A 16385-nucleotide genomic window follows, 5' to 3' on the forward strand; every position below is an offset into this window, starting at 1 on the left:
GACATCGTTCTACCAGTACGGAGTTGGGTCTATCAGTATCAAGGGTGTCAACGTATCGGGATCGGGAACCAGCAATCCTGCGACACTTCAGTGGACCAATAGTAACGGTGCTCGTGGATCCTATCTGAGCGGCACAGTCTGCATGGGGTGGGGTGCCTTCTACCTAGGTGCGGATGTGGCGGCCACCGCTTACTACTACGGTAATTTGCGCACTGCTTCCGCTCGCGTATAACGAAGAGATCGGCACTGCAGTAATGACAAGAAGCCTAGGTATATGCCGTCAAAAGTTGCAGCACACACGAAACGCCAAGCTGGTGTCGGTGCTAATCACGGCCATGCTTTGCCTGACTGCCTGCAGTGCCGGTCTCTCCGCGCCGGCCAACGATGTGTCTGCCATACAAGATGACTTGAAGAAGCTCCAGGGAATCAACGGTCTCATAAGGATGCCCGAAGGGGAGGGTCAAGAGCGTGGAGATCTGTACACGACGGCGTTGTACACCGAGAACTTTGGTTCCCACCTGCTGGCCGCGGACAACGCCAATCGGACCGTCCGCAACGCACTGGGTGATCAGTCCACAGCCGACCTGCCGACGCTCTGGTCGGCGCTCAAGCTGATTAGGGCAGCCGGCGCAGCTTTGCCTGTCGAATTGGAGAAGAGATTGGCCAGTACCGCGATGCCCGCAAGGCAGCAGGATGTAGGCGCGGAAATCGCCGCCCTCTGGTTTTGGATCGACATCGGTAGGATGCAAGGCTGGTCCGTGATCGCAGGAAAGTCCTTTGTGGAAGAAGCGCTCATACGGCTTGGCGCAATTGACCTCAACTCGATCACGAACAAGCCCTATCTTCTATGGCGTCTCTTCGATTCCTATTCGGCTCTGCAAAAGGAGAGACCCCTCGAATTGGAACGAGCGTTGAAGAACGTGGATTCCAACAAGCTCCCTGGCGACTATGAGTCAACTCTTGACTTTCAAGCCGCCCTTGAAGCGAGAGCAACTCTTGGAAATGATCTGGTGGTTCCTAACGGTGCTAGGGACCATATCGTTAGGCTTCTGGATTCGAGCCAGGTGCACGATGACGCGCTGATCGCTTCAATGCTGCGTTCCTTGGAATTGCTGAACGCACAGACAGAGGCGAAGCGACTTGTCAAAGATCATATTGCATCCAGGGTCGACCAGAAGACGGGACTTATCCGTTCATCGACTCTCGCCAAAGGCTCGGTCCACGGGACGTATCTTGCCGCGAGACTCCTCGACACGAGCTTTCCCGCGGTCGTAAGTGAACGAACCCGAGACGAACTGGAACGGGTGCTGAAGGCGCCCGAAACCGATCAGATCACTCAGCTCAAGGCGCTTGTGGCGCTAAAGCGCTCTGGGTCTCCATCCTGGGGGAACTACGGTTCGATCATCGAGCAAGGTAGGGCGGCGCTTCCGGCCACCGTGACTTTCGCAAAACTCAGCGGGTACATCGAGCTGGTGGATGTTCTGGTGCAGCTTGACCCTAACGCGAGGTTGGCGCGACTGGAGGCGTTCGATGCAGACCCCGGGGTTGAAGACCTACTTTCCGGAGCACTGATGGCGCTCTCCAACTCCATGTACTTCTCAAACAGCGAAGAAGTGAGATCAATGTTTCCGGCCGTCCAGTCCGCTCTCCCGCAGCTCATTGGTTCATCCAAAGGAAAGGGCCTGAATTATTTTCGGGCATTGACCGCCATGACGAACGCAAGTCGGTCCGGACTTGGATCAAACGACTTTGACAAAGCGGCCGAGGATCTCCGGACTCTGAAGGGCTGCAAAGAATTCCCGTCCTTGTATCGGATGGAAGCAGACAAGGCGTCACCATGCAGTCTGTCAATTTCGGCCGCAATGATCGCGGTCCCGGGTGCCTACGACTTCGGGGAGAACAAATGACAGCGGTGCTGCGTCTTGAGAACATCGCCAAGTCCTTTTTAGATGATCGCGGGACGCAACAGTTGGTCCTTTCTGGAATCAGCCTGAACGTCGAGGCTGGCGAAATCGTCTGGCTGCGAGGTGAGTCGGGTTCGGGGAAGTCAACGATCCTGAACATCTCCGGACTGCTATCGACCCCCGATGCCGGCAAAGTGTGGATCAACGGTGACGACAGGACCAACGCCTCGTCCCGGGAAGCGAGTCAGGTCCGCTCGAACGAAATTGGCATGGTGTTTCAGAGCAGCAACCTGTTGCCCGAACTTACGGCGTTGGAAAATGTCCTCCTTGCCAGCAGCAAGCCCATGACACGCGCAACGATTACGGAGCAGCTGGAACGCTTCGGCCTGGTGGCGGTCGCTGACCGGCAAGCGAAAAGGCTTTCCGGCGGGCAGCAGCAAAGAGTCGCGTTTTGCCGTGCGCTGATCAACGAACCGTCATTGCTACTGGCCGACGAACCAAGTTCGGGTCTCGATGCGACAAACACTGAGGCCATCCTGGACGCCATGCGAACGGGGGCCAACAGCGGGTGCGGCATCCTCGTTGCTTCCCACGACGAAGTTTTCCAGCAAGTGGCCCACCGTCAGCTTCCTATGAAGGAGTTGTTCCTTGAACAGAAATAGGGTCTTTGCTGCAAGGTCGGTGCGGCTTTCCCTCTCGAAATTGAGGCCACTCGCGGTCCTGATGAGTCTTGGCATCGCGGTATTCATATTCGCCGACAGCATCGTAGGGGCCGGAATAAGCTCATACTCAAACAAGATCAGCACCAATTCCGCCCTGAATTACGTGGAGGTGACTTCAGTAGGTCCGGACTCAGCTCGTGAGATCACTGATGAATCATTATCCCGGTTCAGCCAAATCGATCACGTAGTGCGATCCTCCGGTTGGGCACAAATAGACCTCGCCATAGAGGACCCCGCGAACTGGCCATCACCGAACAACCCCGGTGCATTCATGGGTACGCCATTCATCAGCGGCATCACTCCGAAAATACTGCTGGGAGACGTCTCCGGGGACGGCCCTGGGGAAGGCCAGATCCTGCTTCCCGACAAGGGGCAGGGCCAGAGATATGCCCAGCTGCACGGCAAGGAAATGAGCTTTGTGTACACGAAGGAAATCGGCCCTGGCAATGGGGAACCTGTTTCCATATCTCTCCGCGTCTCAGGTATCTATGACAACTCGTCGCCGGGTACGGATGGCGCACAGGCTGCTTACGTATCCAGTAAGGTGCTCCAGTCAACGCTCGCCAATGCCCGGCCGAATACAAAAGCGCTGACCTACCCCCGCGCATATGTTCGCGTTGACTCAGCAGACGAAGTGGTCAATGTACAGAACCAAGTCCGAGCGCTCGGATATTCAGTGAACAGCGTTGCGGGCCAAATCCGATCCCTCTCAGGCCTCTTCGCTCTTCTCGCCCTTGTCAGCTGGGTGATCGGTGGGTTCTTGATCATCTTCTGCCTCGGGGTCGGAGTGTCTGTTGGTGGCAGTTGGATCAAGCAGAGAGCTCGCGAAGTGGGTCTCCTCAAAGCCATCGGCTGGTCGGGGGCCTCGATAGCAGGGGTTTACATGGTCGAGTTGGCGGCGGTGGGCCTCATCATTGGCGTGACGGGGGCGCTCCTGGGAACTCTTTGCTCCGTCATAGGAACGGCGGTCTTCAGTGGACTGCAGCTCGACCTCCTGCCGGTGGCTGCGTGGGCCATGCCCAACTGGTTGCTCGTGCTCGGGGCACTCTTCTGTGTTCCTTTGTTCTTGTGCCTTGGAGCCGTTGGGCACGTCGCAAGACTCGCTCGGCTCGACGCGGATTCCTCGCTGAGGGACCTGTAGCTCCGGAGCGCTCGAGATCCGGAACCTTGCTCGCCGCGCATCCGGGAAGGAACCAAGAGGCAGTGCTCGGTCTCTGTTAGGGCAGAACTCAGCGGGCGGAGTGAACTTCGAGTCCCTCTATACCTTCGAAATCTGCGGTGTTGAGCGTGTAGAGGGGGAGGTTATTGGCGATCGCGGTTGCGGCTATGAGGGCGTCGTAAGCTCGTGCTTTGGGTTTACGACCATTCCGGCGCAGCGATGCGGCCACCTGGCCGAAGGCCCGGGCACAGGCCGCATCGAAGGGGAGCGGGTCGAAGTCGGCTTCCGCCTGCTGGAGGTGCGCCTGCCGCGCAGCCCGTTCCTTGTCTGTGGCGGCGACCAGAGGGCCGACGGAGAGTTCCGCGAGGGTTACCGCGCTGATGAGGCATTCATGAGGCAACTCGGACCCGGCGAGGTCTCCGAGCCCGATGACGGTGGATGTGTCCAATATTCCCCGTTCCGGGGTTCCCCGGGTCACAGCCCCGCGTCCAGGATTTCGTCCAGATCTGCCCGGAATGTTTCGACGTCCACGCGCGGCAGGTGCCGGCGGCTGGCGATCAATTGCTCTGTTTGGCGGCTGCGTCGGCGGACGGGCTGAAGCTCAGCCACCTCGTGGCCGTCGCGGGTAACGATCAACGTCTCGCCTTGAGCGACCCGCTCAAGGACTTCGCCGCCATGGTTCCGTAGCTCGCGCACCGTCACAGTTCCCATGCAATAAGTGTATCACCGGTGATACGGGCGAACTTGAGTTTTTAGTGCTCCGCAAAACGCCCAGCAGGTGCGGTCACCCGCGACCGAGCCCCTCCCCAATTTCCCGCCCGATCCGCCGCAACAGTTCCGCCGACAACACAGGATCCTTCGACGAGTCCAGATCCGTATAGTCCGCCAGGGTGTAGACGTGCGAAAGAGACATCTCGGACCACCGCTCCTGCCGCAGCAAGGAGCGGCCCGCGACGGCGATGATCGGCCGCGTACCCGAGCGGCGCGCGACGGCGGCCGGCAGCTTTCCGGCGAGGGTCTGCTCGTCGATGCTGCCCTCGCCGGTCACCACCAGATCGCAACTGTCCTTGCGGGTGTCGAAGTCCAGGAGGTCGAGGAAGTAGTCCGCCCCCGAGACCTGAGAAGCACCCAGCAGCATGCACGCGAAGCCGATCCCACCGGCGCTTCCAGCGCCCGGATGCTCGGCAAAGGAAGCTGCATCCTCAAACCCAACGGAGGCGAGCACAGAGACAAAATGCATCAGACCGGCGTCGAGCGCTGCAACATCCGCAAGCGATGCGCCCTTCTGCGGACCGAACACCGCAGGAGCTCCGTCCGGCCCGCACAGCGGGTTGTGCACGTCGCTCGCAACAATCAGTTCCGTCTCGACCAGCCCGGAAAGCAACGTCCCGAGAACGGAATGAACAAGGCCAAGGTTCCGTCCGTTGCCTTCCAAAGAACGGCCGGAAGCATCCAGGAAGCGGAAGCCCAGGGCGGTGAGCATGCCCATTCCTCCGTCGGTGCTCGCGCTGCCTCCGAGCGCCAGCACGATCCGAGCCGGCCTCAACGAAAGGGCAAAGAGAACAGCCTCGCCAAACCCGCGACTCGACGCATCCAGCGGCAAAAGCCGTCCGTCCGGCAAGAGCCCCAAACCGCAAGTGTTCGCTACCTCCACAACAGCAGTGACGCCGTCGAACGCGATGCTCGCTTGTGTGGGCTGGCCAGTGGGGCCGCTCACCGTGCAGCCGTGGCGGGCGAACCCGGAGGCGACGGCGGCATCAACGCTGCCGTCACCTCCGTCCGCCAGCGGCAGCAGCTCACAGCGAACTGCTCCGACGGAACGCAGCCCTGCCGCCAGGGCGTCTGCCACCTCGCCGGCCGTGAGGCTGCCTTTGAACTTGTCGGGCGCGATGAGGACGGTTTTCGGGGCGGTTGCGCCCGTCATGTCAGATGGAGTCCGAATAGGCGGGGTGGCGATCGGCGGCCTGAAAGGGCTCGACGGCGGCAGCGGGCGCCGGAAGATCGGCCACCTGAATCGGCTCCACAGCTTCGCCCGCGAAGACACTGCGGACGCGGTCGGCGTCGAGGGTGCGGTCCCACCAGGCGATGAACAACGTGGCGACGGCGTTGCCCGTGAAGTTCACGAGGGCGCGGCATTCGGACATGAACTTGTCGATGCCGAAGATGAGCATGATGCCCGCGGCCGGGATGGTGCCGATGGTGGCCAACGTTGCAGTGAGAGCGATGAATCCGCCGCCAGCAACACCGGCAGCCCCCTTGGACGTAAGCAGCATGACGGCGATGAGGCCCAATTGCTGGCCGATGCTCAAGTGCGTGTTGGTGGCCTGGGCGATATACACGGCGGCTAGGGAAAGGTAGATCGCTGCGCCGTCGAGGTTGAAGCTGTAGCCGGTGGGGACAACGAGCCCCACCGTCTCCTTCTTTACCCCCGCATGCTCGAGCTTGCGCATCAGGCCCGGCAGCGCCGGTTCGGCGGTCGAAGTGCCCAGGATGATCAGGTATTCCTCTTTGAAATGCCTGATCATCGTGAAGATGTTCAGCTTCAGGAACGCCATGACGGAGCCAAGGACCACCACCACAAAGAGGATCGAGGTGACGTAGAACAGCGCGATCAACCCGCCCATGCTGGTCAGCGAGGACACACCGTACTTGCCGACCGCGAAGGCCATGGCGCCGAAGGCACCCAGCGGCGCGGCCTTCATGATGAAGCCCAGGATCTTGAACATCACGCCGGTGAGCCGCTGCACGCCGTCGAGCACGGGGGCGCCAAGCTTGCCCATCGCATTCAACGCGATCCCGAAGACCACCGCGATGAAGATGATCTGGAGAATATCGCCCGCAATGAAGGGCTGGACGATGCTCGTGGGGATGATGTTGGTCAGGAACTGCCACCATTCCTGGTGCGCGCCGGCATCGATAAGCTGGGCCGCGGCGGCGGTGGTCTTGATGGTGCCCGCAGTAGCATTGACGCCCTCGCCAAGCCGGAAGATATTGATCGCCAGCAAACCGAACGCCAACGCACAAATCGTGCCGATCTGGAAGTACGTGAGAGCCTTGAGGCCCGTCATCCCGACCTTCTTCAGGTCCGCGACGCTCGCGATCCCGCCGACGGTGGTCAGGAAGACGATCGGCCCGATGAGCATCCTCATCGCATTGACGAACGTGGTTCCGATCGGTTCCATGGCGATGCCTGCGGTCGGCGCGAGCCAGCCGAGCAGGACGCCAATGAGAATGGCGGTCAGTACCCAGAAATACAGTTGCCGGTACCAGCGTTTTTTGGGGGCCGGGGTCGGATGACCGGCGGTTGATGAGTGTCCCATGTTTCCTACCTCATTGTGGAAAATCTCTGGAGAAAGCTGAAAGGGTAAGCGGCGTCCCGGGGGCCCCGACGCGAGCTTGCGAGCGTTGGGAAGGGACCTCCGCGGCGTTCGACGGCGGACGGCCAGCCGCCGTCGAACGTCACCGGAGTTGCGGGCTGCTTTAGACGGCGGCCAGCGAGTGGCTAAGAGCCTTGATGATGGCTTCGGTGACGTCGTCCGTCGTGGCTTCGCCGCCGACGTCGCGGGTCAAGAACCCGGCGGCGGTGGTCTGCTCGATGGCGGCCTCGACCAGGCGGGCTTCCTCGTGCAGGCCGAAGTGGTCGAGCATCAGGGCGGCGCTGGCGATCGCGCCGATCGGGTTGCTGATGCCTTTGCCGGCGATGTCCGGCGCGGAACCGTGGACAGGCTCAAACATGCTGGGGAAGCGGCGCTCCGGGTTAAGGTTGGCGCTCGCGGCGAGGCCGAGGCTGCCGGCGAGGGCGGAGCCGAGGTCCGAGAGGATGTCGGCGTTCAGGTTGGACGCGACCACCACCGACAGTTCCTCGGGGTGCAGGATGAACTTGGCGCTCATGGCGTCAACCAGGACGCTCTCGGTCTGCACGTCCGGGTAGTCGAGGGCGACGCGCTTGAAGGTTTCGTCCCAGAGGACCATGCCGTACTGCTGAGCGTTGGACTTGGTGACCGACGAGACCTTTTTGACTGTGCGGGTCCGTGCGAGCTCGAACGCGAAGCGCATGATGCGCTCGCAGCCCTTCTCGGTGAACAACGCGGTCTGCAGCGCTACCTCGTTTCCCGGCCCGCGACCACTCAAGTTGCGGCCGCCGAGGCCGGCGTACTCGCCTTCGCTGTTTTCGCGGACAACAATCCAGTCGAGCTCAGTGTTGTCAGCTTTGCGGAGCGGGGACTGGATGCCGGGGAGGAATTTGACCGGGCGGATATTGGCCCACTGGTCGAAGTTCTGGGTGATGTTCAGGCGCAGGCCCCAGAGGCTGATGTGGTCCGGGACGTTCTCCCAACCGACAGCGCCGAAGTAGATGGCGTCGAAATCCTTGAGGGCATCCAGGCCTTTAGGGTCCATCATCTGGCCGGTCTCCTCGTAGTAGCCGCAGCCCCATGGGAACTCGGTCCATTCGAAGCAGAACTTGCCGTTGGAGTTCGCGGCCAGGGCGTTCAGGACGCGGCGGCCTGCGGAGACAACTTCCTTGCCGACTCCGTCTGCGGGGATCGATGCGATGCTGAATTTCTGGGTGGCGCTCATGCCTACCTCCTCGTTGAGTTTGTTAGCAGAGTCACACTGCCTTCCTTTTCAAGTAGACGGGCGGCGGGTAGGTGGCGTCCAAGACTTAGTTTCGATACGACTGATAGGTAGCGCCTATTGGTTTTTAGCTGTTGGCGCCTTCGGTGTGCTCCGCAGCGACTTTCAAGAACGCTTTGGCCGCGGAAGTGAGGTTGTTCTTGCGGCTGAGTACCGCGACGTCCAGATGGCTCACCGGTTCGATGAGCAGGGTGCGGAGCCCCGCTTTGTGCGCGGTTGGAGCCCATGACGACGGCATCACCGCGTGCCCGACGCCCGCCAAAACCAGGGGCAAGATGGAGGTCCGGTGGGCGACTTCGACGACGATCTCCACTTCGACGCCGTGCGCCAGGGCATCATCGACGAGCCAACGCATGAGGGAACCTCGCTGGCTGGCAATGATGCGCTGGCCCCCGAGATCCTCGCGTTGGATGGCCGTTTTCTCGGTACCGAAGGTGTCGGCCTGCGGGTTGACGATCAGGATGAGCGGTTGCTTTTCGAGTTCGAGGACCTGGACGCCGGGCACCAGGATCGGCGTAGGGGAGCCTGCCAGTCCGATCTCGGTGCTGCCGTTGCGGACTGATTCGATCACTTCTTCGGGCGTGAATGCGGCACTGACGTTGAGCCGGACTGCGGGATAGACCTTGGTAAAGGCGGCAATCATGGACGTCAGCGGCTCGATACCGGGGGAAGGCATGGTGATGATATCGAGGCGACCGCTTCTGATGCCGCGGAGTGACTGGACCGCGGATTGCGCGGCGTCGAGATCCCGCATGACGAGTCTGGCCGGGCCGACCAGTTCCTTGCCGGCTTCGCTGAGGACTGCCCTGCGGCCGATGCGGTGGAACAGCGGAACGCCTAGCTCCTTCTCGAGGTTGGCGATGGTCTGGGAAAGCGAAGGCTGGGCGATGAGCAAATGCTCGGCAGCGCGGTTGAACCCGTCGTGGTCGACGACGGCGAGGAAGTACTTCAGTTTTCGCGTGTCCACGGTGCGGCTCCTCTGGCTGGGCGGTCTTCCGAAACGATCGATAGCCTACGCCTATCAGTGGCTCAAGCGATGGCCGGGCTGTCTGGGCGTTCGAGGTGCTGCCTCCCAAAAAAATCCGGCTGCTTCTCAAGATTTTTCGCCCGGGCGCGGTTCTCCGGCCTAATAATGTCAGTGGTCCCTGCGAGGCTTTTCTTATGGACGGGAACCGGGGAACACAGCTGATCGGAGCGGGCGCGCCAGCCGGCGGCGCGGTTCCGGATGCTGTCCCCGGTGTCGGCGTCCCGCGCGTCCGGGTGCGGGACCTGGTCGATGTCGTGACGTCGCTTCGCCCAGGCCTCACGAACGGCGCGGCACCGGCCGAATTGATTGACCAGTTGCGTGCCCTGGAGGACTTGAAGTCCGCCGCCGCGGCCGCGCAGGCGAGGATTGCCGTCGCGTTCGATGCCGCCCAGCGCAGCGCCGAGAAGGATCTGGGCGTCCCGGCCGAGGAGCAGGGACGCGGGGTCGCGGCGCAGGTGGCCCTGGCCCGGCGGGAGTCCCCCGCCCGCGGATCCCGGCTCCACGGCCTCGCCAAAGCCCTCGTCACCGAAATGCCGCACACCCTCGCCGCCCTGGACACCGGGCAGCTGAACGAATGGCGGGCAACCCTGCTGGTGAAGGAAACCGCCTGCCTGTCCGCCGAAGACCGCTGCGCCGTGGACGAGGAACTCGCCGCCGACACGGGAGTCTTCGACGGCGCCGGAGACAAAGCCATCATCGCCGCGGCCCGGACCGCGGCCTACCGGCGGGACCCGCGCTCCGTCACGCAGCGTGCCAGCCACGCCGCCACCGAACGGCACGTCAGCCTCCGCCCGGCACCGGACACCATGACCTACCTGACCGCCCTGCTGCCGGTCGCCCAGGGCGTGGCCGTGCACGCGGCCCTGTCCCGGCACGCCGACACCCTCCGCTCCTCCGGAGAGACCCGCAGCCGGGGCCAGATCATGGCCGACACCCTCGTCGAACGCACCACCGGCACCCCAGGCGGGATCAGCGAGGTGGAAGTCCAGCTCGTCATGACCGACCGCACCCTGTTCCAGGGCGATGCCGAACCGGCCCGCCTGCCCGGCTACGGGATCGTGCCGGCCGCCTGGGCCAGGACACTGCTCGCCGAAGGACCCGGGAGCAGCAATGAACCCCGTCAACTTGCCCAGGGCCAGGTCTTCAAAGTCTGGCTCCGGCGTCTCTTTACCGTCCCCGGGACCGGGGAGCTTGTCGGAGCCGATTCGCGGGCCCGGCTTTTCCCGGCAGGCATGCGGCGCTTCATCCAGGCCCGCGACGACACCTGCCGCACCCCGTATTGCGACGCACCGATCAGGCATTTCGATCATGTCGTCCCGTGGCACGACGGCGGCACAACGAGCCTCAGTAACGGGGCTGGCCTGTGCGAAGCCTGCAACCACACCAAAGAACTCACCGGCTGGAGAGCAAGAACCAGCTCCGGGACACGGCACGTCCTCGAAATCCGCACCCCCACCGGACATACCTACCGATCCACAGCCCCGCCGCTGCCAGGAACGCATTTGAACGGAGACCCGCCCGTCATGGCGGCACACTATTTCGGGACCTGTTTCGCAGCCGCCACCGATCGGAAATGCCGGCTGCCTAGGTCCTGTTCCCGCTTTCGTTGCCGACAGCTTTCTAGAACAAACCCAACGGAAGGATCGTAGGCTCAAGCTATGGACAGCAGGAGCAGTCACAGCACCAGCTTGTCCTGCATGCTCGATTCCGGTGCAAACCTGACAGTGGACGGTGCACTTGCCACCGAGCTTGAAGCACGCGGCTGCGATCTGGACGATCCGCTATGGTCGGCCAAGGTCCTCTTGGAACAACCTCAGCTGATCAAGCAGGTACATCGCGACTATTTCGACGCCGGCGCCGCAGTCGCCATCACCTCGAGCTATCAAGCACTGCCACAGGGATTTTCCCGGCGCGGCATTGCCGAGGCGGAAGCCTTGGAACTGGTGGCGTTAAGCGTTCGCTTGGCCGACGAGGCCCGGGGCGAGTACTTGGCGGAAAACCCGGATGCAGGGCCCTTGCTGATTGCCGGATCTGTTGGCCCTATGGCGCCTATCTCGCGGACGGTTCCGAGTATCAGGGCGACTACGTCCTCGCCCAGCGCGAGTTCAAGGAGTTCCACCGGCCGCGCATTCGGGCGCTCGTGGAGGCCGCCGCGGACCTGCTGGCCTGTGAGACGCTGCCCTCCTTCGCGGAGGCTGAGGCCCTTTTGGCGCTCGTGGAAGAGTTCGACGTCGAATCCTGGTTTTCCTTCACGCTTCGGGACGGCGGACACATCAGCGACGGCACGCCCCTTGCTGAGGTGGCGGCGCTTTGTGGAGCCCAGCCGCGCGTCGCCGCGGTCGGCGTGAATTGCGTGCCGCTGAACTTGGTTTCCCCAGCGCTTGAGGCCCTGCGCAATGCCACGGACAAGCCGCTGCTCGCGTACCCGAACTCGGGCGAAAGCTACGACGCCGTCACCAAGACGTGGGGACCTGGCCCCGGGGCATGCGCCGGGGGCCCGTCAAGCCTCGCCGAAGGGGCTGGCACTTGGCGCGATCTTGGGGCTCGGCTCATCGGCGGGTGCTGCCGGACGACGCCGCGGGACATCGCTGCCGTGGCAAGGCTGTCGATGAAGCGCTAGCGCGCAGATCCGGTCAGAACGCGGGGCCTCCCGTTTCGCCCAAGGGATACCCGCGCTGGAGCTGTGCAACTTTCGGATCGTCTTCATCAGCTCCGTAGTCCGAGTTCCGGGTGATGTCCTTTCCGTCGGGGAGCTTCATGGCGCGGAAGACCAGCGAGAGTACGGCAGCAACGATGAGGTTGATCGCGAACGCCACGACGGCGATGTAAACCTGCACATTGGTGCCGGGGATGGCGGCGATGGAGCCTCCGAAGTTGGCCTTCGTCACGGGGTTGACCACGTTGTACGCCGCGACGGTGCCGTAGATGATCCCGGCCGCCCAGCCTGCGAAGAGCGCCCAGCCGTGGAACCAGCGAGTGTACAGTCCTGCCACGATCGCGGGGAATGTCTGCAGGATCCAGATACCGCCAAGGAGCTGCATATTGATGGCAGCCGATTGGTCCATCGCAATCACGAAGATCAGCGCCCCGAACTTCACCACGAGCGAGGCGATCTTGGAGACCTTCGCTTCCTGCCGCGGGTCGGCGTCGGGCCGGATCAGGTCGCGGTAGATATTGCGGGTGAACAGGTTAGCGGCAGCGATCGACATGATGGCGGCCGGGACCAAGGCGCCGATGGCGATAGCCGCCAAGGCGATCCCTGCAAACCACGCGGGGAAGTTGTCCAGGAACAGCTGCGGAACCACCAGTTGCGGATTGACGGCACCGTTCAGGTCAATGGGTTTGGTGCCCGCGGAGATGGCCGCGTAACCCAGGAGGGCAAGGAACCCCAGCATGAGCGAGTACAGCGGAAGAACCGCGGCATTCTTGCGGATGGTGTTCCTGCTCTTGGTCGCCAAGACCCCGGTGACCGAGTGGGGGTACATGAACAGCGCCATGGCCGATCCCAGAGCCAGTGTCCAGTACGCCGAATAGCTGGCGGCACCCGGGATGAAGACGCCGGCCGGCTTGCCTGTCGCCGGGCTGATGGCGTCGAGTTTCGTCTGGGCCGCACCGAAGATGTTGTCCCAGCCCCCGAACTTGATCGGCAGGTAGATCACAGCAACGATGACAGCGAGGTAGATCAGCAGATCCTTCACGACGGCGATAAGCGCCGGCGCCCGAAGGCCCGAGGTGTAGGTGTAGGCGGCCAGGACCACGAAGGCGATGATCAGCGGAAGGTCAGTCAGCAGCACATTCTGCGCGCTGCCGAGGCCCAACACCGTGAGTACGGCTTTGATGCCGACCAGTTGCAGCGCGATATAGGGCATGGTCGCGACAATGCCCGTGAGGGCCACCGCAACAGTCAACGCCCTGCTGCCATAGCGCCCGCCAACGAAGTCCGCCGGCGTGACGAACCCATGCCGGTGCGAGACCGACCACAAACGACTCATCAACAGGAACACAATCGGGTAGAGCACGATCGTGTATGGCACGGCGAAGAAACCGCTCACGGCGCCGGTGGCCCACATTGCCGCCGGGACGGCCACGAATGTGTAGGCCGTGTAGAGATCGCCACCGAGAAGGAACCACGTCACCCAGGTTCCAAAACCGCGGCCGCCGAGGCCCCACTCATCGAGACTGTGCAGGCCGGTCTCCTTGCCCGCTCGCCAGCGTGCGGCGAAGAAGCCCAAGACCGCCACCAGGATAAAGAGGACGACGACGACGGTGAGCGCGACGCCGTTGACGGGCCGATCCGCTGTGGTCGCCAGCGGGACGGTGAGCCCGCTCATTGTTCCTGCTCCTCAGTGCGTGCGCCCCGCGCGGCCTCGCGGCGGCGACGGTCCTCCTTGGTAACCAGCCAGTAGGAGACGCCCACCATGCCTGCCGTGATCGGGACCCAGAGCATTTGGTACCAGTAAAAGAACGGCATGCCAGCGAGCCGCGGCTGATCAATCGAATACACCGGGACCAACAGTGGAACCAGAATGGCGATGGCCAGCAGGATTCCGGCCACAATATACGGACCGGGCCTTGCGGGCCCCCGGGTCGGCACATCGGGAGATGACATGGACGCCTCCTCATAGAGACGGCCCCCGGAGCGGGATGGGCTTCCCGGGACGTGCCGGTGGCCTGACAGACCGTACGTGTACCGGTCCATCAACAGAATAGATTCTGGATTAGTTCTTTGACAGGGGAAGTGGTCCCGTTTTTTGTTGCGGGCTCAGCGGCGAATGGCGCAGCGCTTAATCGCCCCGCCAGCCTCATTTCGGCAAGATCCTGCCGATTCCTACTCTTGCTGCTCGCGCCCGCCAGCTACGTACCCGCCAGCCATTCCGGCTCGAAGTCCGGATGGTCCGAATAGGGCAGCGCGAGGGCATTCAACGACTTCGTGGTCCATTCGATCGATTCCGGGATCCACTGCGGGGTATCACCAAGCGTGCCGCGAACCATCGTGGCCAGGGCCGTCTGCCGTGCGGATTCCACGATCCTGAGCAGCCTTCTCTTTGATTCGCATTCCAGGAGAAGGCGTCGCTCGTACCATTTGCCCGCTTCGGAGACGGAACGGTCGCCGAGGAGTTTCCGTGCCGCAGCCTCGTCCTCGTTCAGGCGGTCCGAGAGGAAATCGACGATATCCACAAATTGAGCGTACGCGTCCCTTGCGGCTGCGGAAATGCCTGCCTCCGCTAAGCGGGGTCGGCCTGCTTTTCGCGCGGGAGCTCGACGGCGAGAGCGGCCGCGGGGGACGAAGCGGCGGCAGCGGCTCGGGCTGAAATCGGGATGTTGACGTGGCGGAGGGCGGCAACATGGGGGAGGGCGTTGAAGTGGCTCCGGGACATGCTGCCGAACTCGTAGGCGGTCTCGGCGTGCTCGGACAAGTCCACGCCGGCGAGCTCCGCCTCGTGGCTGACCCGGAATCCAACGGTCTTGTGAATGACAAGGGCAATGATTGCCGTCATGATTCCCGAGACTGCAAGGGTGACAAGAATGGCGACGATCTGCGCCACGAGCTGCTGGAGTCCGCCTCCGTAAAACAATCCTCCACCCTTGCCGTTCACCGGCAGCGCGATGAATCCGAGCGCGAGCGTGCCGACAAGTCCGCCACCGAGGTGGACGCCCACGACGTCGAGGGAGTCATCAAAGCCGAACTTGTGTTTCAGGTCGACAAATACGGCGCAGGCGGCGCCGGCTACCAGCCCCAGGCCGAGGGCTGCCGCGGGAACCACATTGGCGCAGGCCGGAGTAATAGCCACGAGGCCGGCCACGACGCCGGATGCGGCACCCAAGGATGTGGGGTGGCCGTGCCGGATCTTCTCGGTGACCAACCAGCTGAGCATTGCCCCGGCCGGGGCAACAAGGGTGTTGACCCAGATCAAGCCGGCCTGCGCCGACGTCGTGGCCGCGCCGGCATTGAAACCGAACCAACCGAACCACAGGAGGCCGGCGCCAAGCATGATGAAGGGCAGGTTGTGCGGGCGGTGGTTCGGGTCTTTTCCAAAGCCGTGACGCTTGCCCAGGATCAATGCCAGAACAAACGCGGCAGCGCCGGAGCTGATTTCCACCACAGTGCCGCCGGCGAAGTCAATCACCTGACCGAAGACCGAACTGATCGCTCCGCCAGGGCTGAGTAGGCCGCCACCCCAGACCATGAAAGCCAAGGGGCAATACACCAGGGTGATCCAGATGGGGACGAAGATGACCCAGGATGAGAATTTGGCGCGGTCGGCGATCGCGCCGCTGATCAGGGCCACGGTGACGATGGCGAAGGTAGCGCTGAAGCCGAGTTTGATGAGATCGGTGGAACCGACCAGGTCCGCCGAGCCGAAGCTGCTGAACGGATTGCCGAAAATCCCCAGAACACTCTTGCCGCTGATCATCGAGTAGCCCCACAGGATCCACACGGCGCCTACGATGCCCGCGGAGATGAAGCTCATCATGATCATGTTGAGGGAGGCCTTGGCCCGCGTCATGCCACTGTAGAAGAGGCCGAGTGCCGGAGTCATGAGCAGTGCAAGTGCCGCCGACACCATCACCCAAACGTTTTCCGCAGTGATATTCACGTGCGTTTCCCTTCTTATCGGAATGCCGTAGGAGGACCGCCGCAGCGTGGCCCCGTTCTTCCCCTGCCCAATATTTCCGGTTCCGTGTTTCAAGCAATGCTGGGAAAAGTTGCGGGGACGTTACATGACTTGGCGTGGCGTGAAGAACGCATGACGGGCGTGTTTCGGGAATGTTAACGCCGCCCCGGCACGGACGAATGGCCCTCCGGAACAGGCGCCAATGATCCCAGTGATTCCGCGGATTCCAGAGCCAAAGGAGGTGAAATCCTTCCACTAGGCCGGAAATCCGGACATTTCTTCCACGTGAACGGCGGCTCACCGCACCTCAAACGGATGTTT

13 protein-coding genes and 2 pseudogenes are annotated in these 16385 nt (G+C 62.6%); 5 read left to right on the forward strand and 10 right to left on the reverse strand.

Features of this window, described 5'->3' with window-relative positions:
- Positions 1-407: 407 nt before the first annotated feature.
- The 3 genes and pseudogenes from ABD742_RS01185 to ABD742_RS01195 all read left to right on the forward strand — a co-directional run bounded on the left by ABD742_RS01185 (position 408) and on the right by ABD742_RS01195 (position 3767).
- The gene (locus ABD742_RS01185) at positions 408-1907 is read left to right on the forward strand and encodes a hypothetical protein (protein WP_234754323.1); all 1500 of its coding nucleotides are present in this window, start codon (positions 408-410) and stop codon (positions 1905-1907) included.
- Positions 1904-2395, forward strand: a pseudogene (locus tag ABD742_RS01190) (ABC transporter ATP-binding protein); the annotation flags it as partial. The gene ABD742_RS01185 and the pseudogene ABD742_RS01190, both read left to right, overlap by 4 nt.
- Positions 2396-2813: 418 nt before the next feature.
- Positions 2814-3767 carry an ABC transporter permease gene (locus tag ABD742_RS01195; protein ID WP_344786956.1) on the forward strand — a complete coding sequence of 318 codons (954 nt, stop codon included), beginning with the start codon at positions 2814-2816 and terminating at the stop codon, positions 3765-3767.
- An 88-nt stretch (positions 3768-3855) separates the two neighbouring features.
- Here ABD742_RS01195 and ABD742_RS01200 read toward each other — a convergent pair whose 3' ends face one another.
- The 6 genes from ABD742_RS01200 to ABD742_RS01225 all read right to left on the reverse strand — a co-directional run bounded on the left by ABD742_RS01200 (position 3856) and on the right by ABD742_RS01225 (position 9387).
- The gene (locus ABD742_RS01200; RefSeq protein WP_234754315.1) at positions 3856-4233 is read right to left on the reverse strand and encodes a type II toxin-antitoxin system VapC family toxin; all 378 of its coding nucleotides are present in this window, start codon (positions 4231-4233) and stop codon (positions 3856-3858) included.
- A gap of 26 nt (positions 4234-4259) precedes the next feature.
- Entirely contained in the window at positions 4260-4496 is a 237-nt protein-coding gene (locus tag ABD742_RS01205) for a type II toxin-antitoxin system Phd/YefM family antitoxin (RefSeq protein ID WP_234754313.1), read from the reverse strand.
- Positions 4497-4569: 73 nt separating this feature from the next.
- The gene (locus tag ABD742_RS01210) at positions 4570-5709 is read right to left on the reverse strand and encodes a glycerate kinase (RefSeq protein WP_234754311.1); all 1140 of its coding nucleotides are present in this window, start codon (positions 5707-5709) and stop codon (positions 4570-4572) included.
- A gap of 1 nt (position 5710) precedes the next feature.
- On the reverse strand, positions 5711-7105 hold the full coding sequence (dctA, locus tag ABD742_RS01215) for a C4-dicarboxylate transporter DctA (RefSeq protein ID WP_234754309.1): 1395 nt from the start codon (positions 7103-7105) through the stop codon (positions 5711-5713).
- Positions 7106-7265: 160 nt separating this feature from the next.
- Positions 7266-8363 carry a tartrate dehydrogenase gene (locus ABD742_RS01220; RefSeq protein WP_234754307.1) on the reverse strand — a complete coding sequence of 366 codons (1098 nt, stop codon included), beginning with the start codon at positions 8361-8363 and terminating at the stop codon, positions 7266-7268.
- 124 nt (positions 8364-8487) lie between these two features.
- Positions 8488-9387 carry a LysR family transcriptional regulator gene (locus tag ABD742_RS01225; protein ID WP_234754304.1) on the reverse strand — a complete coding sequence of 300 codons (900 nt, stop codon included), beginning with the start codon at positions 9385-9387 and terminating at the stop codon, positions 8488-8490.
- Positions 9388-9581: 194 nt separating this feature from the next.
- Here ABD742_RS01225 and ABD742_RS01230 point away from each other — a divergent pair, with 194 nt between their 5' ends.
- Together ABD742_RS01230 and mmuM are read left to right on the forward strand one after the other, a co-directional pair.
- Positions 9582-11096, forward strand: a complete 1515-nt coding sequence (locus ABD742_RS01230) for an HNH endonuclease (RefSeq protein WP_234754303.1) — start codon at positions 9582-9584, stop codon at positions 11094-11096.
- A 9-nt stretch (positions 11097-11105) separates the two neighbouring features.
- Positions 11106-12067 (forward strand): annotated as a pseudogene (gene mmuM / locus ABD742_RS01235) (homocysteine S-methyltransferase).
- A gap of 13 nt (positions 12068-12080) precedes the next feature.
- Here the strand turns inward: mmuM and mctP are convergent.
- The 4 genes from mctP to ABD742_RS01255 all read right to left on the reverse strand — a co-directional run bounded on the left by mctP (position 12081) and on the right by ABD742_RS01255 (position 16046).
- The gene (mctP, locus tag ABD742_RS01240) at positions 12081-13778 is read right to left on the reverse strand and encodes a monocarboxylate uptake permease MctP (protein WP_234754302.1); all 1698 of its coding nucleotides are present in this window, start codon (positions 13776-13778) and stop codon (positions 12081-12083) included.
- Positions 13775-14056 carry a DUF3311 domain-containing protein gene (locus tag ABD742_RS01245; RefSeq protein ID WP_234754301.1) on the reverse strand — a complete coding sequence of 94 codons (282 nt, stop codon included), beginning with the start codon at positions 14054-14056 and terminating at the stop codon, positions 13775-13777. The genes mctP and ABD742_RS01245 overlap by 4 nt, the downstream gene beginning before the upstream one ends.
- A 245-nt stretch (positions 14057-14301) precedes the next feature.
- Positions 14302-14625, reverse strand: a complete 324-nt coding sequence (locus ABD742_RS01250) for a DUF6221 family protein (RefSeq protein WP_234754299.1) — start codon at positions 14623-14625, stop codon at positions 14302-14304.
- Between the two features lie 47 nt (positions 14626-14672).
- On the reverse strand, positions 14673-16046 hold the full coding sequence (locus tag ABD742_RS01255) for an ammonium transporter (protein ID WP_234754297.1): 1374 nt from the start codon (positions 16044-16046) through the stop codon (positions 14673-14675).
- Positions 16047-16385: the final 339 nt, after the last annotated feature.

The sequence above is a fragment of the Arthrobacter ramosus genome (assembly GCF_039535095.1).
Classification (GTDB): domain Bacteria; phylum Actinomycetota; class Actinomycetes; order Actinomycetales; family Micrococcaceae; genus Arthrobacter; species Arthrobacter ramosus.

Coding starts and splice junctions, on each gene's coding strand:
- ABD742_RS01205 (WP_234754313.1), bottom strand. CDS start 4,496: ATGGGAACTGTGACGGTGCGCGAGCTACGGAACCATGGCGGCGAAGTC.
- ABD742_RS01210 (WP_234754311.1), bottom strand. CDS start 5,709: ATGACGGGCGCAACCGCCCCGAAAACCGTCCTCATCGCGCCCGACAAG.
- ABD742_RS01220 (WP_234754307.1), bottom strand. CDS start 8,363: ATGAGCGCCACCCAGAAATTCAGCATCGCATCGATCCCCGCAGACGGA.
- mctP (WP_234754302.1), bottom strand. CDS start 13,778: ATGAGCGGGCTCACCGTCCCGCTGGCGACCACAGCGGATCGGCCCGTC.
- dctA (WP_234754309.1), bottom strand. CDS start 7,105: ATGGGACACTCATCAACCGCCGGTCATCCGACCCCGGCCCCCAAAAAA.
- ABD742_RS01230 (WP_234754303.1), top strand. CDS start 9,582: ATGGACGGGAACCGGGGAACACAGCTGATCGGAGCGGGCGCGCCAGCC.
- ABD742_RS01245 (WP_234754301.1), bottom strand. CDS start 14,056: ATGTCATCTCCCGATGTGCCGACCCGGGGGCCCGCAAGGCCCGGTCCG.